This window comes from Leifsonia sp. TF02-11, from assembly GCF_017565305.1.
Classification (GTDB): domain Bacteria; phylum Actinomycetota; class Actinomycetes; order Actinomycetales; family Microbacteriaceae; genus Leifsonia.
The window spans coordinates 258,189-275,458 of sequence record NZ_JAGEKP010000007.1; the positions used below are offsets into that span (position 1 = coordinate 258,189).

General features: G+C 70.9%; 18 protein-coding genes. 9 read left to right on the forward strand and 9 right to left on the reverse strand.

Annotated elements, in window-relative coordinates; genetic code table 11:
* The first annotated feature begins 36 nt into the window (after positions 1 to 36).
* Positions 37 to 1,332 carry a DJ-1/PfpI family protein gene (locus tag JNB50_RS11485; protein WP_208040270.1) on the forward strand — a complete coding sequence of 432 codons (1,296 nt, stop codon included), beginning with the start codon at positions 37 to 39 and terminating at the stop codon, positions 1,330 to 1,332.
* Position 1,333: 1 nt separating this feature from the next.
* Here JNB50_RS11485 and JNB50_RS11490 read toward each other — a convergent pair whose 3' ends face one another.
* Positions 1,334 to 1,975 (reverse strand): TetR/AcrR family transcriptional regulator, encoded by a 642-nt coding sequence (locus tag JNB50_RS11490; protein WP_208040271.1) that lies wholly within the window; start codon positions 1,973 to 1,975, stop codon positions 1,334 to 1,336.
* Positions 1,976 to 2,027: 52 nt separating this feature from the next.
* Between JNB50_RS11490 and JNB50_RS11495 the strand changes: the two genes are divergently transcribed.
* The 3 genes from JNB50_RS11495 to JNB50_RS11505 are packed head-to-tail and all read left to right on the forward strand — an operon-like array spanning position 2,028 to position 7,178.
* The gene (locus JNB50_RS11495) at positions 2,028 to 4,538 is read left to right on the forward strand and encodes a hypothetical protein (protein WP_208040272.1); all 2,511 of its coding nucleotides are present in this window, start codon (positions 2,028 to 2,030) and stop codon (positions 4,536 to 4,538) included.
* Positions 4,539 to 4,581: 43 nt separating this feature from the next.
* A complete protein-coding gene (locus JNB50_RS11500; protein WP_208040273.1) occupies positions 4,582 to 5,853 on the forward strand; it encodes a DUF3089 domain-containing protein in 1,272 nt (423 codons plus the stop codon).
* Between the two features lie 38 nt (positions 5,854 to 5,891).
* On the forward strand, positions 5,892 to 7,178 hold the full coding sequence (locus tag JNB50_RS11505; RefSeq protein WP_208040274.1) for an MFS transporter: 1,287 nt from the start codon (positions 5,892 to 5,894) through the stop codon (positions 7,176 to 7,178).
* Between the two features lie 33 nt (positions 7,179 to 7,211).
* Here JNB50_RS11505 and JNB50_RS11510 read toward each other — a convergent pair whose 3' ends face one another.
* Positions 7,212 to 8,084 carry a methyltransferase domain-containing protein gene (locus JNB50_RS11510; protein ID WP_208040275.1) on the reverse strand — a complete coding sequence of 291 codons (873 nt, stop codon included), beginning with the start codon at positions 8,082 to 8,084 and terminating at the stop codon, positions 7,212 to 7,214.
* A 97-nt stretch (positions 8,085 to 8,181) separates the two neighbouring features.
* Here JNB50_RS11510 and JNB50_RS11515 point away from each other — a divergent pair, with 97 nt between their 5' ends.
* The 3 genes from JNB50_RS11515 to JNB50_RS11525 are packed head-to-tail and all read left to right on the forward strand — an operon-like array spanning position 8,182 to position 9,688.
* Entirely contained in the window at positions 8,182 to 8,505 is a 324-nt protein-coding gene (locus JNB50_RS11515) for a PadR family transcriptional regulator (RefSeq protein ID WP_208040276.1), read from the forward strand.
* Entirely contained in the window at positions 8,502 to 9,284 is a 783-nt protein-coding gene (locus tag JNB50_RS11520) for a permease prefix domain 1-containing protein (protein ID WP_208040277.1), read from the forward strand. Before JNB50_RS11515 ends, JNB50_RS11520 begins: the two co-directional genes overlap by 4 nt.
* Positions 9,281 to 9,688 (forward strand): hypothetical protein, encoded by a 408-nt coding sequence (locus tag JNB50_RS11525; RefSeq protein ID WP_208040278.1) that lies wholly within the window; start codon positions 9,281 to 9,283, stop codon positions 9,686 to 9,688. The genes JNB50_RS11520 and JNB50_RS11525 overlap by 4 nt, the downstream gene beginning before the upstream one ends.
* Positions 9,689 to 9,716: 28 nt before the next feature.
* On the opposite strand, the gene JNB50_RS11530 is transcribed toward JNB50_RS11525, so the two are convergent.
* From JNB50_RS11530 to JNB50_RS11540, 3 genes are all read right to left on the reverse strand, one after another.
* A complete protein-coding gene (locus tag JNB50_RS11530) occupies positions 9,717 to 10,109 on the reverse strand; it encodes a hypothetical protein (protein ID WP_208040279.1) in 393 nt (130 codons plus the stop codon).
* An 80-nt stretch (positions 10,110 to 10,189) separates the two neighbouring features.
* The gene (locus JNB50_RS11535) at positions 10,190 to 10,795 is read right to left on the reverse strand and encodes a DUF1269 domain-containing protein (RefSeq protein WP_208040280.1); all 606 of its coding nucleotides are present in this window, start codon (positions 10,793 to 10,795) and stop codon (positions 10,190 to 10,192) included.
* Between the two features lie 217 nt (positions 10,796 to 11,012).
* Complete coding sequence (locus JNB50_RS11540) at positions 11,013 to 11,441, reverse strand: Hsp20/alpha crystallin family protein (RefSeq protein WP_208040281.1); 429 nt, start codon at positions 11,439 to 11,441, stop codon at positions 11,013 to 11,015.
* A 412-nt stretch (positions 11,442 to 11,853) separates the two neighbouring features.
* Between JNB50_RS11540 and JNB50_RS11545 the strand changes: the two genes are divergently transcribed.
* Positions 11,854 to 12,129: a MerR family transcriptional regulator gene (locus tag JNB50_RS11545; RefSeq protein ID WP_208040282.1), complete on the forward strand. Its 276-nt coding sequence runs from the start codon at positions 11,854 to 11,856 to the stop codon at positions 12,127 to 12,129.
* Positions 12,130 to 12,161: 32 nt separating this feature from the next.
* Here JNB50_RS11545 and JNB50_RS11550 read toward each other — a convergent pair whose 3' ends face one another.
* Together JNB50_RS11550 and JNB50_RS11555 are read right to left on the reverse strand one after the other, a co-directional pair.
* Positions 12,162 to 12,821 carry a DUF1345 domain-containing protein gene (locus JNB50_RS11550; RefSeq protein ID WP_307794697.1) on the reverse strand — a complete coding sequence of 220 codons (660 nt, stop codon included), beginning with the start codon at positions 12,819 to 12,821 and terminating at the stop codon, positions 12,162 to 12,164.
* 97 nt (positions 12,822 to 12,918) lie between these two features.
* Positions 12,919 to 14,391, reverse strand: a complete 1,473-nt coding sequence (locus JNB50_RS11555) for an aminotransferase class I/II-fold pyridoxal phosphate-dependent enzyme (RefSeq protein WP_208040283.1) — start codon at positions 14,389 to 14,391, stop codon at positions 12,919 to 12,921.
* 59 nt (positions 14,392 to 14,450) lie between these two features.
* Between JNB50_RS11555 and JNB50_RS11560 the strand changes: the two genes are divergently transcribed.
* A complete protein-coding gene (locus JNB50_RS11560) occupies positions 14,451 to 15,332 on the forward strand; it encodes an alpha/beta fold hydrolase (protein ID WP_208040284.1) in 882 nt (293 codons plus the stop codon).
* A 37-nt stretch (positions 15,333 to 15,369) separates the two neighbouring features.
* On the opposite strand, the gene JNB50_RS11565 is transcribed toward JNB50_RS11560, so the two are convergent.
* On the reverse strand, positions 15,370 to 15,624 hold the full coding sequence (locus tag JNB50_RS11565; protein WP_208040285.1) for a hypothetical protein: 255 nt from the start codon (positions 15,622 to 15,624) through the stop codon (positions 15,370 to 15,372).
* A gap of 104 nt (positions 15,625 to 15,728) precedes the next feature.
* Positions 15,729 to 17,090 carry an Nramp family divalent metal transporter gene (locus JNB50_RS11570; protein ID WP_208040286.1) on the reverse strand — a complete coding sequence of 454 codons (1,362 nt, stop codon included), beginning with the start codon at positions 17,088 to 17,090 and terminating at the stop codon, positions 15,729 to 15,731.
* Between the last annotated feature and the right edge of the window lie 180 nt (positions 17,091 to 17,270).

The window sequence follows — 17,270 nt, forward strand, 5'->3', positions numbered from 1 at the left end:
CCCCTCTCACACACGCACACCCTCTGGAGCCCCACCATGCCCAAAATCGCCTCCGCACTGCTGACCGCCGTCCTCGGCGTGGTGCTCGGCGCCGCCACCCTTGTCGCACTCCTGGGCGGCGGGTTCGCCGTGACGATGGCACGCGACTTCTCGGTTCCCGAGAGTGCGGCGGGGGCGGCGTCGCGGCTTCCCCGTCCGGCGGCCGACAAGCGCGACGATCGCATCCCCGTCGCCGTGCTCCTCGGCGCGAACGGGTCGGTGGCCACGGATGCGCTCGGACCGTACGAGGTCCTCGCCCGGTCGTCGCGGTTCCACCTCTACACCGTCTCCGTTCGACGGGAGCCCGTGGCGCTGTCCGGGGGACTGGCCGTCCTGCCGGACTACTCCGTCGCCGACGTCGAGGCGGGCGTCGCTCCGGAGCCGGCCGTGGTGGTCGTGCCGGCCATGGCGGACCCGGATGGTGCCGACGAGGCGCCCCTGCGCGCGCTGATCGAGCGGACCGCGCGGAGCGGGAACGCCGTGCTGGGCGTGTGCGCCGGCGCGCGCGTGCTCGCGGCCACGGACGTGCTCGACGGCAAGCGGGCGACCTCGTTCTGGTCGGATATCCCAGAACTCCGGTCGACGCATCCGAAGACCACCTGGGAGGAAGGAGTGCGCTGGGTGCAGGACGGCATGATCCTGACCACCGCCGGGGTCAGCTCGGGCATCGCCGGCGCCCTCCATCTGGTGGAGCGCTACGTCGGCGCCGACGAAGCGAGCAGGATCGCGTCGGCGATCGGCTATCCGGCGTGGCGTCCGGGGCCGGCGGAGACGATGCCGGTGAACACGGTCGCGCTCGCGGACTACCCCTACCCCCTGGCGGCGACGCTGCCGTGGTTCCAGCCCACCTACGGGCTCATGCTGACCGACGGCGTCGACGAGATCGGCGTCGCCGCGGCGGCCGAGCTCTACGGGGCAGCCGCCTTCCTCGCGCACGTCGTGCCCGTCGCCGACGGCGACAGCGTGCGCACGGCGCACGGGCTCACCCTGCTGACGACGCCGCGCGAACAGGCGGGCCGGTTCGACCGCACGATCTCAACCGGCGGGGGCGCACCAGGCGGACGCGCGCCCGGCGAGTCGGCGTTCGAGCCTGTGCTGCGAGACATCGCGCAGCAGGCAGGAGAGCACGTCGCGCGCACGGCGGCGAAGTACATCGAATACCCGGTCGGCGCGCTCCCGGCCGGTGGCGGGCTCCCGGCACGGCTGACGCTTCTGGGATCCGGTGCCGTGCTGGTGGCGGTGGGGGTGGGGATGCTCCCGTGGCTGGTGCGACGAGCGCGGCTCCGCAAGTAGGTCAGGCGCGCACGCGCAACGAGTCGGCCAGCCCTGCGGCGAACTGCTCGGTGGCCCCGATGATGTCGACATCGTCGGGGTCGAGCAGCCACTGCGTGTTGAGCCCGTCGATCACGGCGACGACCTCCGCGGCTTTGAGGATCGGGTCGACGTCCGTGCTGAACTCCCCGGTGCGCTGCCCTTCGGCGATGAGTTCGGCGACGATGCGGCGCAGACGGCGATACCGTGCGACGAAGTGATCGTGGGCGACGGCGTGCTGCGGGAGGTTCTCCGCGACGAGGACGGCGAAGAGCCGCACCAGGTTGGGTTCGGCGACGTTGCGGCGCGCCGAGGAGGGGATGGCGCGGATGGCGTCGAACCCGCCGATCGCGGCGAGCTCCTCGGCGAACGCGACGGCGGCGCCGTCCCGTTCGTCGATGACGGCGTCGAGCAGGGCCGGCTTGCTCCCGAAGTAGTAGAGCAGCGCCTGCTGGGTGACCCCGACGCGCTGGGCGATGTCGGCGATGCTCGTGTCGCGATAGCCGTTCTCGGCGAACAGCTCGCTCGCCACGTGGAGCAGCTCGTCGCGCCGGGAGTCGCCGCGCCCTGTGCCGCGGTGCCGTCGGCGGCGTGACGGGGCCGTCGTGTCGCTGCTCTCGCTCATGTCCCTATTGTGCCCTCTTGCATTTTACTTACCACTCGGTAAAATCAGACGCATGTCATCGACGCCGTGGCCGGAGAAGTGGACCGGGAGCTGGATCTGGTCGCGCCGCCCCGCGTTGGCGGGACCGACCGCGGACCACCCCTACGGCGCGCCGGATCCCGAGCGCTTCGACACGCGGGTGCTGTTCCGCCGCGTCCTGCACCTCGACTCGGCGCCGCGCACCGCGCGCCTGCGGATCACGGCCGACTCCGACTACCGCCTCTTCGTCAACGGGCGTGAACTCGGGTCGGGCCCGATCCGGCACGCGCCGCGGCGGATCGAGTTCGACGAGTACGGCCTCGACGGCGCTCTCGTCGCCGGGGCGAACGTGGTCGCTGTCATCGGCCGGTTCCGCGGGTATCCCTCCCCCTGGTGGGAGCCGTCGCCCACCAGCTTCACGCTGGGCGGTGGCTGTCTGGCAGCAGAGATCGCCATCGATGGAGCCATCGTCGGCACCGACGACACCTGGCGGGTGATGGCTGCGGACGCGTGGATTCCGGCGGCTCCCCGCGGGTTCCTCGTCACCCAGCCGGACGAGCTCCTGGACGCGCGCCGCCTCGACGCGGACTGGGCGCAGCGCGACTACGACGATTCCGCGTGGGAGGCTGCGACGGTGCTGCACGAGCACTCCATCGTGGGTCCCTCCGGGCGCACGACGCCGGGCGGGGAGCCGTGGGGGGCGCCCCGCCGGCGGCCGGTCCCGGCCCTCGTCGGTGAACTCCGGAATCCTGTCGGGCTCGCCATCGCGGACGGCGGGTCCGAGGCCTGGGACGGCACCGCCCTCACAGTCGCTCGCACCCTCCTCGCCGGGCTGCTCGGCGAAGCCCCTGGCGTTCCCGCCGAAGCCCCTGGCGTTCCCGCCGAAGCCCCTGGCGTTCCCGCCGAAGCCCCCGTCGCCTTCGAGCGCCCGGTCGACGTTCCGGCCGGCCGCCGCCTGATCGTCCTGGACTTCGGCGCGATCGTCAGCGGCCGGCTGGTGCTGCAGTTCTCCGCGCCGCGGGGCACAACGGTCGCGGCGAGCCTGCTCGAGGCGCCGACGCCGGCGGCGCTCGACTCCGCCGCTCTGCTCGGATACATCTGCCGCGGTGCCGACGACCGGATCACGTCGTCGGAGCGTCTGGGCGGCCGCTGGCTGGTGCTGCTGGTCGACTCGGCGGCCGACTGGTCGCTGGACGATGTCGCCGTCCTCGAACGCCTGCGTCCCCGGAAGGCGGTCGCGCCCTTCCGCTCCGACGACCCGCGGCTCGACCGCATCTACGATGTCGCGTTGCGCACCGCCGATCTCAGCTCGCACGACGCCTATGTGGACTGCCCGACCCGGGAGCAGCGCGCCTGGACGGGGGACTCGGTGGTGCACCAGTCCGTCGACTTCGCGGCGAACCTCGACTGGAGCCTGCCGCGCTGGAGCCCCCGCCTGCTCGCACAACCGCGCATCGACGGCATCCTGCCGATGGTCGCGGCGGGCGATTTCGCCACCCCGGAGGTCCCCACCATCCCGGACTGGTCGCTGCACTGGATCCGCCAGGTGCAGCGCCTGCACCTCTACACGGGCGATCGGGAGGCCGTTGCCGAGCTGCTGCCGGTCGCCGAGAACGTGCTGCGCTGGTTCGACCGGTTCGCGGGCGACGACGGCCTCGTCGCCGACGTGCCGGGATGGGTGCTCATCGACTGGTCGCCCGTGCAGGTGAGCGGGCGGAGCGCTGCCCTGAACGCGCTGCTGGCCCGCGCCTTCCTCGATGTCGCCGAACTCGCCGACGCGCTCGGCGACCACGGCCGTGCCCGCTGGGCGCGCGAGCGGCATTCCGCGATCGCGGCCGGGTTCGAGGCGTTCTGGGACGAGGTGCGCGGCGCCTATCGCGACACGATCGTCGACGGAGGGCGTGGAGCGTCGGTCAGCGAGCACACCGCTGCCGCGGCGGTGTGTGCGCGCATCGTCCCGGAGCACCGGCACGATGCCGTGCGGCGTCTCCTCCTCGATCGGGACGCCATGTTCACCCGCAGCCCGCTCGCCGACCACGGTTCGGACGCGCTCGGCCCGGTGGCCGGATCGCCGGTGTCGGTGCGCGATGCGCCCGACTGGGACACCGAGCGGTCGACGGTCGGGGCGCAGCCCTTCTTCCGCCCGATCGTGCACGAGGCTCTCGATCTGCTCGGCGACACCGATCGGCTGCCCGACCTGCTGCTCGACTGGGACGCGCTGCTCGAGGACGGGCCGACGGCCTTCCGCGAGTGCTGGGAGGGCGGCTCGTTCTGCCACGGCTGGAGCGCCACCCCGGCCCGCGACCTGATCGTCTTCACGCTCGGCATCCGGCCCGACGAGCCCGGTTGCGCCAGGATGCGCATCGCTCCACGGCCCGGACGCCTCTCGCGGGTCTCCGGCGCCGCCGCCACCCCCTTCGGCCCGGTGCAGGTCGCCGTCGACGGCGACCGGGTCGAGATCGTCTCTCCCGTGCCGTTCACGTTCGTCGACCGCGCGGGGCGGGAGACCGCGCACCATGCAGGGTCCGCGACGACGCGGCTCTGACCACTACGCACACCGCTCGGTGTGCCGACGAAAGGAGGCGACGATGCCTTCACCGTTCCTCGGGATCGCGACGGCCGTCGCGCTGACGGCAGCCGTCGGTCTGACACCCGCCTCGGACGCCCTGTCCCTGTCGCTGACCGCACCGCTGTCGGCGCCGGTCTGGCTCTGCCATCCCGGCGACCCGGCCTCGGCGTGCGGCGACGGCGTCGGCCGTTACCCCGACGGCACCACGGTCCCGCTCTCGACGACGGTGGCCGCCGGCGGCAGTCTGGCCGTCGTGCAGCCCACCGGCGTCACCCCTCCGCCTGTCGACTGCTTCTACGTCTACCCGACGGTCGACCTGCTGCCGAATCCGCCGCTGATGATCGGCTCCGCCCCGCCGTCCGCCCGCGACGACGAGGTCGCCGTGATGCTCGCGCAGCTCGGGCCGCTCGCCGGCCTGTGCCGCGTCTTCGCTCCGCTCTATCGGCAGAGCACCCTCGCGCAGCTCGCCGTGAGCGGTGTGACCGGTGGCGACCCGTATCCCGGCCCCGGTTTCGCCGATGTGCAGCAGGCGTGGGACGACTACTGGACGCACGACAACATCGACCCGTCGACGGGGAACCGCCGCGGGGTCATCGTGCTCGGCCACTCGCAGGGCAGCGTCGCCGTCGAGCGACTGCTGCAGCACTCGGTGGACGGTCAGGCCGCGGCGACCGCGCAACTGGTGAGCGCCGTCGTCCTCGGCGGCCAGGTCCAGGTGCCGCTGGATGCCGCGGCCGGGGGAGGGGCCGATCCGCACTCGACATTCCAGCACCTTCCGCTGTGCGAACCCCAGCCGGGCTCGGTGCCGACCGGGTGCGTCATCGCCTACTCGAGCTACGGCCAGCCGGCGGGGCAGCCTCCCGTGTCGGGGAGTCTCGCCGCCAATCTCGACCCCGGCCACAGGATCGGGTGCGTCAACCCCAGTGCCCTGCTGGCCTCGAAGCCGGCAGGGACCTCCACGCCGCTGGACCCGATCCTCCCGACCCGCACGCTCGTCCGCGGCAGCCTGCTCGCCCCGAACGGCGCGCTCACCCACCTGCTGCTGGGCTACACGCTGCCCGCCGACCCGACGGGCTACCGCGAGACGCCCGGCGCGCTCACCGGACACTGCGCGTTCGCCGGCGACGCGACCGCCAACTCCAGCTGGTTGCAGATCGACGACCCCACCGGGATGCTTCCCGACACCTCCACGTCCGCGCTCGGGCTGCACGTCGTCGACTATAACGTCGACCTCGGCGGCCTGCGCGCCCTCCTCGCCGCCCAGACCGCCCACTGGCTGCGGACCCGATGAACACCATGGGCGCAGACCCGATGAACGGAGACCTCCCGATGACCGAACCCGCACCCGCCCCCGCCGGCACCGCGCCCGACGCTTCCGGCATCGAACCTCAGGCGCGCGCACCCTGGCGCACCGCTGTCCTCGCCGGGATGGCGTCGTACCTCGATGCGGGGACGATCGTCGCGGTCAGCGCGAGCCTCACCCTCTGGAAGAGTCAGTTCTCGCTCGACGCCTGGCAACTCGGCTTCCTGTCCGCCGCTCTCACCGTCTGCATCGGCATCGGGGCGATCGTCGGAGGCCGCGTCGGCGACCGCGTCGGCCGCAAGCGGGTGTACTCCTTCGACCTGCTGCTCTACGCCTTCGGGCTGCTCTGGATCGTGTGCGCCGTCGTGCCCGCCATGCTGTTCGTCGGCGTGATCATCGTCGGCCTGGCGATCGGCGCCGACGTGCCGACCTCGATCACCGTGGTGGGCGAGACCGCCCCAGGAAAGCGCCGCGGCCGGCTCGTCACCTTCACACAGCTGCTGTGGGGGCTCGGCCCGCTCATCGTCATCCTCGTCGTCCTGGTCTCGACGGGCCTGGGGGAGTGGATGCCGCGCATCGTTTTCGGGCACCTCCTGGTCCTGTCCCTGGTCACCTGGCTGTTGCGCCGCAAGATCGGTGAACCGACGGCCTGGAAGAACGCGCGCAGCGTCGGCGCGACCCGGGAGACGATCGGTGGCCTGTTCCGCGGTCGGCTGCTGCGGAACACCCTGTTCATCCTCGCGTTCTACACACTGCTGACCATCGGTACGAACTTCTACGGCTCCTTCGGGCTCTACGCCCTCGAGACGGTCGGCGGCCTCCCCCCTGCGGTCGCCCTCCTGTTGTCCCTCGTCACGGTCCCGATCATCCTGATCACCGTCGTGGTGATGATGCGGCCGATGGACAGCGCTGCGCGCCGGCCGATCTTCATCGTCGGCGCCATCGTGCAGGTGGCCGCCTGGTTCCTCGCCCTGGTGCTCCCGGTCGGAGCGGGAACCCTGGTGATCGCGTTCGTGACCTACGGGATCGGCACCACGATGGCCGGGGAGGCGCACTACAAACTGTGGTCGCAGGAGCTGTTCCCGACGGAGCTGCGCAGCACAGCGCTCGGTCTGAGCTTCGGCGTCGCGCGGATCGCCTCCGCTGTCTCGCTCGTCTTCGTGCCGACGCTGCTGGCGTCCGGACTCGTCGGGGTCTCGATCCTGATGATCGTGGTGACCGTCGGATCGGGCATCCTGGGCATCGTGTTCATGCCGCGCGGCCGCGGCGAGTCGATCGAGGCGATCGATGCCAGACTGCGCGCGACGTCATGAGCTCGTCGTCGGTGTCCGTCGCAGGGGCCGGCCTCAGCCGCCCCGATGGGCGACGGTGATGAAGATCGTCAGCGACGCGAAGAACAGTCCACCCGTGAGGGAGCCGAGCCAGCGGTCCGCCTGATCGTCGTCGAGGTAGCCCGCGGCGACCGCTCGGCGGGTGACCCGCGCGAAACCGAAGACCTGATCGGCGTCGACGGGATCGGTGAAGGTCGCGGTAGCGGGGAGCACGGTGTCGAGACGAAGGCCGGCGACCTGCACGAGCCGCGGCAGCTCGCTGCCGATGCGCGGGTTGCGGATGACCTGGTCCACGACGAACCGCCGGTAGTTCGCGGCGAGTTCCGGTTCGGTGCTGTCGATGACGAGGGTCTGCCAGTCGGGTTCGGCGAGCACGACCCGGCCGTCCGGCCGCAGTATCCGCCGGAGATCGTCGAGCACGGTCGCCGGCGCGGCGAAGTGCTGCGCGGCGCGGTCGACATAGACCCGGTCGACCGATTCGTCGGCGAGGTCGAGCGCGTGTGCGTCGCCGCTGCGCAGGCGCAGCCGCCGGTCATCGAACCGTTCCCGCGCGACACGGAGTGCGTCGTCGTCGGTGTCGATGCCGATCAGCGAGCCGTCCGGGCCGAGTGCGCGCAGGAGGGTTGCGAGTTCGCCGCCGGTGCCGCAGCCGAGATCCAGGATCGTGTCGTCGGCGTCGATGGCGAGCTGCTGGATCGCGAGCGACTTGTACGCTTGGCCGGCAGCGGACGCCGCTGCGCGGAGCAGGTAGTCCGAGGGGCGTCGGGCTTCGAACGGCGGCGGTGGCTGCTCGCCAGGGAGCACGTGTCCGCGGGTGCTCGGAGAGGACTCTCCGGCCTCCGGTGCGCGCACGCGGATCCGGTGTTCGAGGTGCTGGTCGCGGGTCATAGCTCTCCTTCACACCTTCACTCCGGGAGGCGATGCCCGGCACTCTACCTCGATCGGCTCTTGATACCTAGAACTCCCATGCCTAGAATCCCTAGGTATGGCCCACGATCGAATCAAGGGGAATCTCGACCTGCTGCTGCTCGCCGCTCTCGCCGCCGGCCCGGCGCACGGGTACGAACTCACGGCGAGCATCCGGGAACGCAGCGACGGCGAGTTCGTCCTCGCCGAGGGCACCGTGTACCCGGCGCTGCACGGGCTCGAATCCCGCGGGCTGATCACGAGCTCGTGGGAGGTCGTCGGAGGCAGGCGCCGCCGGGTCTATGAGCTCAGCGGAGCCGGCCGGGAGGCGCGGGATCAGCAGGCCGCCGACTGGCAGCGTTTCGCCAGCGGCATGAACCGAGTGTTGGGAGCATCCGCATGAGCAGTGACCGCATCGACGCCTACCTCGACGACATGCTCGACCGGCTGGAGGGCACCGCGGCCGAGCGCCGCAGAATGCTCGCCGAGGCCGAGACGCACCTGCGCGACTCGGCCGACGCCTACCAGCGCGGCGGCCTGGACGCCGATGCCGCCCAGGCGGCGGCGATCGACGCCTTCGGCGACGCCCCTGCGATCGCGCGGGTGGCCAACCGCCGCCGACCGGCCGAGCTGATCGCCGCCTGCGTCCGGGCCGCCGCGCAGCTCGCCGTCTACGGGTTCGCCGCGATCGGCCTGGCCACCCTCCTCGCCCGTGCGCTGGCGCTGGTGACCTCGACGCAGTGGGTCTACGGCGCACCCGCCGGTTACCGGTTCACCGCAGCGCAGTGCGCACACTGGCTCGCCGTCCAGCCGGGCGCGAGCGATTGCAGCACCGCGGCCGCGCTGGAGAGCTCCGACGACTCGTTCCTGTTCATCCTTGCCGCCGCGATCGTCGGGTTGGTCATCGCGGGCGTTCTCCTCGCCGCGATGCGGCTGGCCCGGCGGCGTCCGCTCGGCGCCCGTGCTCGCCTCCCGCGCAGCGTGGTCACCGCGATCGGGGCGACCGCGTTCCTCGGCGCCGGCCTCGCGCTGCTCGCCGCCGGAGCGACCCAGGGCGTCTCCCGCGTCGCGTGGGGGCAGGGCGTGCTCTACGCCGACGGAGTCGTGGCGCTGATCTTCGGCGTCGTCTTCCTCGTCCGGTTCCTGCTGACGATCCGTCCCGTGCGGACTCCCGCACCATGAGCAGGACGCTCACCGTCGTCGTCGGCGGCGTAGTCGGAATCGGCCTCGGCGCCCTCAGCGGGCAGATCCTGTTCGGCGGCTCCGCCTGGAACCTGATCGTCTGGGCGATCGTCGCGATCGCCATCGGCCTCCTCCCGACCGACCGGCTCACCGCTCTGCTGGCCTCCGGCGTCTACGGCTACCTCCTCTGCGCCGTCTTCCTCTACACGGCGAACACGGGCGGTGCGCCCGTGGCTCAACGCATCCTCTTCGCGCTCGCGCTCGCCGTGGTCGGTCCCGTCTGCTCCATCGCGCTCACACTGCTCGCGCGAGTCGTCTCCCGGCAGCTCCGCGGGCGACGCCGTGGTCGCCGGGACGAGCGCGCGGACGCGCTGCCGACGACGCGCACACCGAGCGACGAATAGCGCAGGGCGCGACCACCGCCGCCGAGGACTACGAGGATGCGACCGGCGGAGTGAGGAGCGCCGCGATCGCGAGCACGGCGACGACCGTGATGGCGACACCGGCGAGCACGACCAGCCAGACCCGCTGCCCGGCCGCGCGCGCAGCGAACCCGGCGCCGACGGCTGCGCCGATCAGAACGACGACCGAGATCAGGCTCCAGATGTCCGCCTTCCAGATCGCCTCGCCCGCGTTCAGCTCCGAGACGCTGCTGCTGTACGAGCCGGGCCAGCCGTAGTGGAGGGCGTGCTGCCATTCGCCGTAGCCCGACGCGGCCGGAACGACGAGCACCACGGCTGCGGCGAGGAAGATGAGTGCGGCTGCACGGGCACGGTTCCGTTCGGCGTTCGAGCGGGATCCGGCGGCGTCTGGAGTGCTGCTCATTCCTGCATCGTCGCACGGCGCGCATCGCGCGGACCAGTGGTGGTCGCCCCGCACACCATGACCGGTGGCCCGGACGCGGTCTATTTCTTGTCGGCGGAGTCGGCGGCGCCCTCCTCGGCTGTGCCCGCTGTCTTGAGGTCCGCCGCGGCGGCATCGTCGATGGCCTTCTCGACGATCCGGTCGGCCTTCTCGAGCGCCTTGCGGAACTTGATCTCCGCGGGGTCGGAGACGAGCGCGATGATGCCGGAGTGGCCGGGCTCGATCGCGTCCTCGAGCTCCTTCGCCAGCTCCTTCTTGTGGTGCCGCTCACGCAGCTTTCCGATGAGGCCGCCGCCAGCGCCGACCACGAGCGCGCTTCCGATGATCGACGGAGGGAACAAGACGCCGAGCACGGCCCCGCCGACAGCGCCCCAGGCGGCGCCCTCGCGGGTGCTGTGGTCGGTGGCCTTCTGCACTTCGAGCTTGCCGTCCGCGCTCCGCCTGACGACGACGACCCCGTCGATCTTGACGGTCGCTCCGTCTTCGACCTTCTTGAGTTCCTCGTACGCCTCCAGTGCGATGTCGGTGTCCGCGAAATCGGCGGCGATCAGCGTGTAGGCGCCGTTGCTGATGCCGGCCGCCGTCACGTCGACGGCCGTGTCCTCCCCGTCGGCTCCGTCTGCTGGAGTCGGTGTCGTATCGGTCATGTCGAGTCTCCTTAGCCCTAGTGACTGCCGTTCGGGCGCGATTCTAGGAGCGGTCGTCGCTCGTGGCTATGCCCTTTCGAAGGAGTATCGGCACTCGGATACCGAAGGAGGCCGCCCCCGTAGGGACGGCCTCCTGTCGTGGTGGGCGAGCGAGGCGCGCCGCCCGCATCATGCGGTCCGGCCTGCACCGGCGTGGAGCCCGCTCGCCGGCCGCCGCTCAGGCGGTGACGGCCTTGTTGTGGTGCTCCGACGCCGATCCGACGCTGACCTTGCGCGGCTTCGCCTTCTCGGCGATCGGGATCAGGACGCTGAGCACGCCGTTGTCGTAGCTCGCGCTGATGCCCTCGGTGTCGACGTCGTCGCCGATCGTGAACTGGCGCAGGTAGCTGCCGAACGGCCGCTCCTGGAGCAGCCAACGGCTGTTCTGGCGCTCTCCCGCCGACCGTTGCGCGCGGATGCTCAGCAGGTGGCCGTCGAGGTCGATGTCGATGGATCCGGGGTCGATGCCCGGGAGATCCGCGTTGAGCAGGTACTTGTCGCCCTCACGCGACAGATCCACCGGCATCATGCGCGGCTGGCGGCTGGTGTCGAAGACGCTCTGAGCGATCCTGTCCAGCTGGCTGAAAGGATCGAACGACATGGCCATGGTGTGAACTCCTTTCATCGTGGTGTGCGGTTGCGCGTAGGTGCGTTCAGCGTGGGCGGGCAGCGCGCCACCGCCCGGACGCGCCAGGCGGAGAGCCTCCGCTGCCGTCCCGGGCTCCACCGGCGCGGCCAGGTGGACACCGGGACGCGCGGTCCCGACGGTTGGGGACCGGAGACGCCGGTGCGAACGGGAGGCTCCAAGCGGGAGCGGGCGACGAGTGCGGCGAATTCAGCCTCCACCCAATCCGGGTCGGAGCAGATCAGGTCTGCGAACCCTGCCGTGGCCGTCTCGATCGCCGTCTGCATCTCGGAGCCTCCCATCCTGCTGACCAATGAGATTACCTACAGCGTCTGCTATAGATTTAATACACCCTGCGTTTGACAAAACTTCCGATTTACAGCAAACTTTGAGGATGACCGACCGGTCGGGGAGTGTCCCGCTCTACAGCATCGCCGTTGCCGCGCAGCTGACGGAGCTCCCGGCGGCGACGCTCCGTCTCTATGAGGAGAAGGGGCTGGTCACTCCCGCGCGCACGGAGGGCGGAACACGCCGCTACAGCGACGACGACATCGCCGCGATCCGCGAGGTGGCCGTGCTGCAGGGCGACGGGGTCAACCTCGCCGGCGTCGGCCGGGTGCTCGAACTGCGCGCCGAGAACGCCGAGCTCCGCCGTCGCCTCGACGGCTGACGGCTGACGGCTGACGACGACGCACGCCGACATCAGGAGGCAAGGCTCGCGACCAGGTTCACGGAGGTGGCGATGATCACCGCGCCGAACAGGTACGACAGCAGCATGTGCCGCAGGATGGCGGCGCGAATCCGCTGGCTGGAGATGTCGGTGTCGGAGACCTGGAAGGTCATGCCGACGGTGAACGAGAGGTAGGCGAAGTCGAGGTAGCGCGGCGCCGTGTCCTCGTTGAAGTCGATCCCGTGCCGCCCGCTGCCCGGCTCGTTGTAGTACAGGACGGCATAGCGGAGCGTGTAGATCGTGTGCACGAACAACCAGGACAGGGCGACGGAGGCGATGCCGAGCGCCGCGATGAGATCCTTCGCCGGTGGGGCGGCGTTCTTCGTCTGGCCCAAGAGCAGGGCGACCGCGGCGAGGCTGGCCACGGACGCGACGAGGAGCAGGGTGTCGCTGGTGGTCCGGGCGGGGTCCTCGGCGGAGGCGCGACGGTGCGTCTCCGCGCCTCCCATCCGAGAGATGGTGAGCCAGACCCACGCCAGGTAGACGGCGCATGCGACAGCCCACCCGACGGCCGCTGCATACGCCCACAGGCCGAGGGCGGCGGTCACGGCGGCGGCGGCCACCCCCGCGCCGATCATGGTCGCGGTCCGGATCCTCGACGTGTGGCGCGGGGTGCGCTGGTGTGCGGTCACGATGGCAGACGTTTCCCTTCCGTGCGGATACGCGGTCCTGCGGCTCCTTCGAGATCGAATGCCCGCGGCAGCGCGAACGCAAGGGGTTGACGGACGGTCAGAGCTCGCTGGGCAGCTCTCGAACGACGCGAACGGTTTCCAGTGACGGGTCGGCCGCATCCGGGATCACCATGCCGGCGGCCAGCCCGCTGCGCAGGTAGTCGACGACCTCGGAGACGATGACCTCGCCGGGGAGGATCGCCGGTATCCCTGGCGGGTACGGGGTGAGCTGCTCCGCACAGATCCGGCCGGCCGCGTCGGCTACCGGCACCGTCTCGACCGGACCGAAGAAGGTGTCCCGCGGGAGCCGGGCCTGTCGCGGGACGAAGGCCTCTCCGGAGGGGAAGGCGACCATCGGCGGTGCCGCGAACCGCGCGGCCGCGTTCGGCAGCTGCCGGAGTGCCTCGAGCAGTCGTCCGGTCGTCGCCTCGTCGTCGGCCATGGACAGGGTGGCCTCCACGCGGCGATGGTCGCTGAGGCCCATGTCGATCCGGTGCTCCGCGCGCAGCCAGTCGGCGACCTGGTAGCCGGAGACACCGAGTGCGCCCACGTCGATCAGGACGTGGAGCGGATCGAGATCGTGGGACGCCTCCTCCGAGACGAGCTCGTCGCGCAGGACATGCACACCCTCGATCGATTCGATGTCGGCCCGAACGCGCTCGGTCAGCTCGAGGGTCCGGGAGAGCAGTTCGTGGCCGTGCTCGACCATCTGCCGGCGCCAACCGTCGATCGCGGCGTACAGCAGGACGTTGGAGCTGGTCGTGGCGAGCACATCCGCGCACTGCTTCAGCCGGACGGGATCGACCAGGCCGCCCTGCAGGTGGTAGACCGAGCCCTGTTCGAAGCCGATGCCCATCTTGTGGACGCTGACGACGCAGATGTCGGCTCCCGCATCCATAGCCCAGGTGGGCAGCGACTCGTGGAACGGTAGATGAGCTCCCCAGGCCTCGTCGACGATGAGCGGCTTGCCGCGGCTGTGGCAGATGCCGGCGATCGCCTCGAGGTCGGTGCAAGTGCCGTAGGGTGTCGGGCTCGTGACGAGCGCAGCCGAGGCGTCCGGGTAGCGCTGCCACATCCGCTCGACCGCGTCGGGCGACGGCGGGTGCGCCAGGTGGAGCTCCTCGTCGTAGCGGACCTCGATCCAGCGGGGCTGCAGGCCGGACAGCACCAGCCCGGCGACGACGGACTTGTGCACATCGCGGCCGATCAGGATGTCGCCTTCACCTCGGGTGACGGCGAGGATCGACGCCTTGACCGAGAGCGAACTGCCGCAGGTGGAGAAGAAGGCATGGTCGGCCCCGACGGCGTCGGCCATCAGCTCCTGAGCCTGCTGGAGGTATCCACCGGACGACGTCCGGTCGTCCAGCCCGGCCGTGGCGAGGACGTCGAGAGCGAGCGCGCCGCCGATCACCTCGCGCACGCGGGGATCGGCGCCCCGGCCCTGTCGATGACCGGGCGGGGTGAACCCGTAGCGATCGAGCCGCTGATACTCGGCGAGCGCGTCCAGGACAGGGGCGACGGAGTGATCCATGACTCCTGCGTACACTCGACGCGCCGGGGCTGATAGCCCCGGGGAGTACCGTACGCAGCGTGTTCGAGGGATTCGTCGAGGAGGACATCGAGGTCGGCGGGGTGGTCGTCCATGTGCGGCACGGCGGCGATGGCCCTCCGGTCGTCCTGCTGCACGGGCATCCGCGGACCGGCGCGACCTGGCACCGTGTCGCGCCGTCGCTGGTCTCGCGCGGCTATCGCGTGGTCGTCCCGGATCTGCGCGGCTACGGACAGTCGACGTCGCCCGACCCGGCGTCGGATCATGCGCAGGCGTCGAAGCGGGCGATGGCCGAGGACGTCCTCGCGCTGATGCGGGCGCTGGGGCACGATCGGTTCCTGCTGGTGGGACACGACCGCGGCAGCTATGCGGCGTTCCGGTTGGCGATGGACCATCCGGAATCGGTTCCCGCCGTGGCCCTGCTCGACTGCATCCCGATCGTGGAGCATCTGGAGCGGATCACGCCGGAGTTCGCGACCGCGTGGTACCACTGGTTCTTCTTCGCTCAGCCCGATCTCCCCGAGCGCGTGATCTCGGCCGATCCGGACGCCTGGTACGGCGGCGATCCGGATGTCATGGGAGCGGAGAACTACCAGGAGCGGCGCAGAGCCGTCCACGATCCCCGGGTGGTGCGGGCGATGCTGGAGGACTACCGAGCAGGGCTCGGCGTCGACAGGCGCGCCGAGGAGGCCGACCGCGAGGCCGGCCGCCGGCTGAGGATGCCGCTGCTGGTGCTGTGGTCGAGCCGAGACGATCTGGAGCGGCTGTTCGGCAGCCCTCTCGCGATCTGGCGCGACTGGGCCGTGACGGTCTCCGGCGGCCCGATCGACAGCGGGCACCACCTGGCCGAGGAGGCGGCAGAGGACCTCACGAACGCCCTGGACGAGTTCTTCGTTCGCGCGGGCCCCTGCCCTCCGCGGTGATGCAGCGCGCCCGTCATGCGATCGCGCCTCCCGGTCATCAGTGCGCGGCGTCTCGGGCGTCGTCGGCCACGATCGCGAGCGCCGCCGCGAGGCAGTCCGCCCGCCTGGTCTCGACGCGTCTGCCGCGGAGCAGCATCACCTCGAACCCGGCCGGGTCGCGCTCGATGTACGCGAGCGTGCCCGACGATCCAGCTGACGGGAAGCGGTCGGCGCAGACGCGCCACGTCCGGTCGCTCAGCGCGACGAAGTCCAGCCCGTCGGGGATCGGGGTTCCTTCGTAGGACAACAGCATCGTGGACTCCCTTCGCGCGCTCACCGCCTCACCACTGAAGTCGCCCGATGCGTTGCGGGGGAGGGCTTGACACGGCGGGCTCTCCAGCGTGGGGAGCGCGGAAGTCAGCCGGCCGTCACCGTGAACCACACCCCGTAGACGCCGCCCGCGCACATGATGCCGGTGGCGATCCAGCCGAGGAACTGCGACAGCGCGCGATTGCGGTACCGGTGCATGATCCGCCTGTCGCGGGCGATGAGCATCATGATGACCAGGAACGGTCCGGCCGCGATGCCGTTGACGACGGCCGAGAGCACCAGCAGCTGGATCGGGTTGTTCACGAAGATCGCCAGTACCGTGCCGGCGATGATGCCGACGCCGAGGAGGATGTAGAACACCGGTGCTTTGCGAGGGCTGTCGTCGAAGCCCCACTGTTTGCCCAGAAGCGCAGCCATCCCGGATGCGCCGGATGCTGCGAGCACGGGGACGGCGAGGATGCCCGACCCGATGAACCCGATCGCGAAGAAGATCCCGGCGTAGGTCCCCGCGATGGGCTCGAGCGCCCTGGCGGCGTCCGCGGCGCTCGTCACCGTCTTGTGGTGCGCCCCGAGGGTGGCTGCCGTGGCGGCGATGATGGCGAACATCACCAGCACGCTGAAGACCATCCCGGTGAAGACGTCGACCCGACCGCCGAGCTGGCGGCGTTTCGCCGCCGCCCGACTGCGCTCGGAGAGGGGCTGAGCCTTGCCGTCCGCGCGCAGCTCCTCCCCCTCCATCTCCTCGATCCGCTCCTGGGACTGCCAGAAGAACATGTACGGGCTGATCGAGGTGCCGAAGACCCCCACGGCGAGCCCGAGGTAGGCCGGACTGAACTGGAAGTGCAGGCCCAGGAGACCCGCGGCCAGCTCCGGCCAGTTCACCTGGCTCACGAAAAGCACACCGACATAGATCAGCAGGGCGAGACAGAGCCACTTGAAGATGCGCCGGATCCAGTCGTACGAGCCGAAGACGAGCGTGACCACGATCCCGGCGCCGGCGACAGCGGACCACAGTGCGGCCGGTCCCGCGTGCAGCAACTCCATGCCCTGGCCCACCGCCATCAGATCGGCGGAGAGATTGAGACAGTTCGCGACGAGGAGCGCGGCCAGGAGGATCCCGATGGCGATCCGCCATCCCCGGGTGAACTTGCGGCGGATCAGCTTGCCGAGGCTGTCCCCGGAGGCCAGCGCCATCCGGTCGCACATCTCCTGCACGGCCATCATCAGCGGAAGGACGACCGGTACCGTCCAGAGCATCCCGTAGCCGTAGGTCGCGCCGGCCTGAGCGTAGGTGGCGACGCCGGAGGGATCGTCGTCGGCGGCGCCGGTGATCAGGCCGGGGCCGAGGACCTTCAGGAAGCGGGCGACAGGGTTCTTGCGTCCCTCTTCGCCGTTCGTCCGTTTCTCTTGATCGTCACCGCGGGGCGTGGCGGTGGTTCCCGTCACCATCTCGGACTCCTTCGTCTCCCCGACGCTGCTCCGCGGAGCTCTCGCGACCCGTGGAACTGTGCCGCCACGGTAGGCGTGGGCGCGGAGATCCGGCAGGGGCTTGCCTCGATCGTCCGTCGGTGCACGAACATCGGATGGTCTGCCGGTCTCCTGGCGCCACGGATCCCCGCTCCGCGCAAG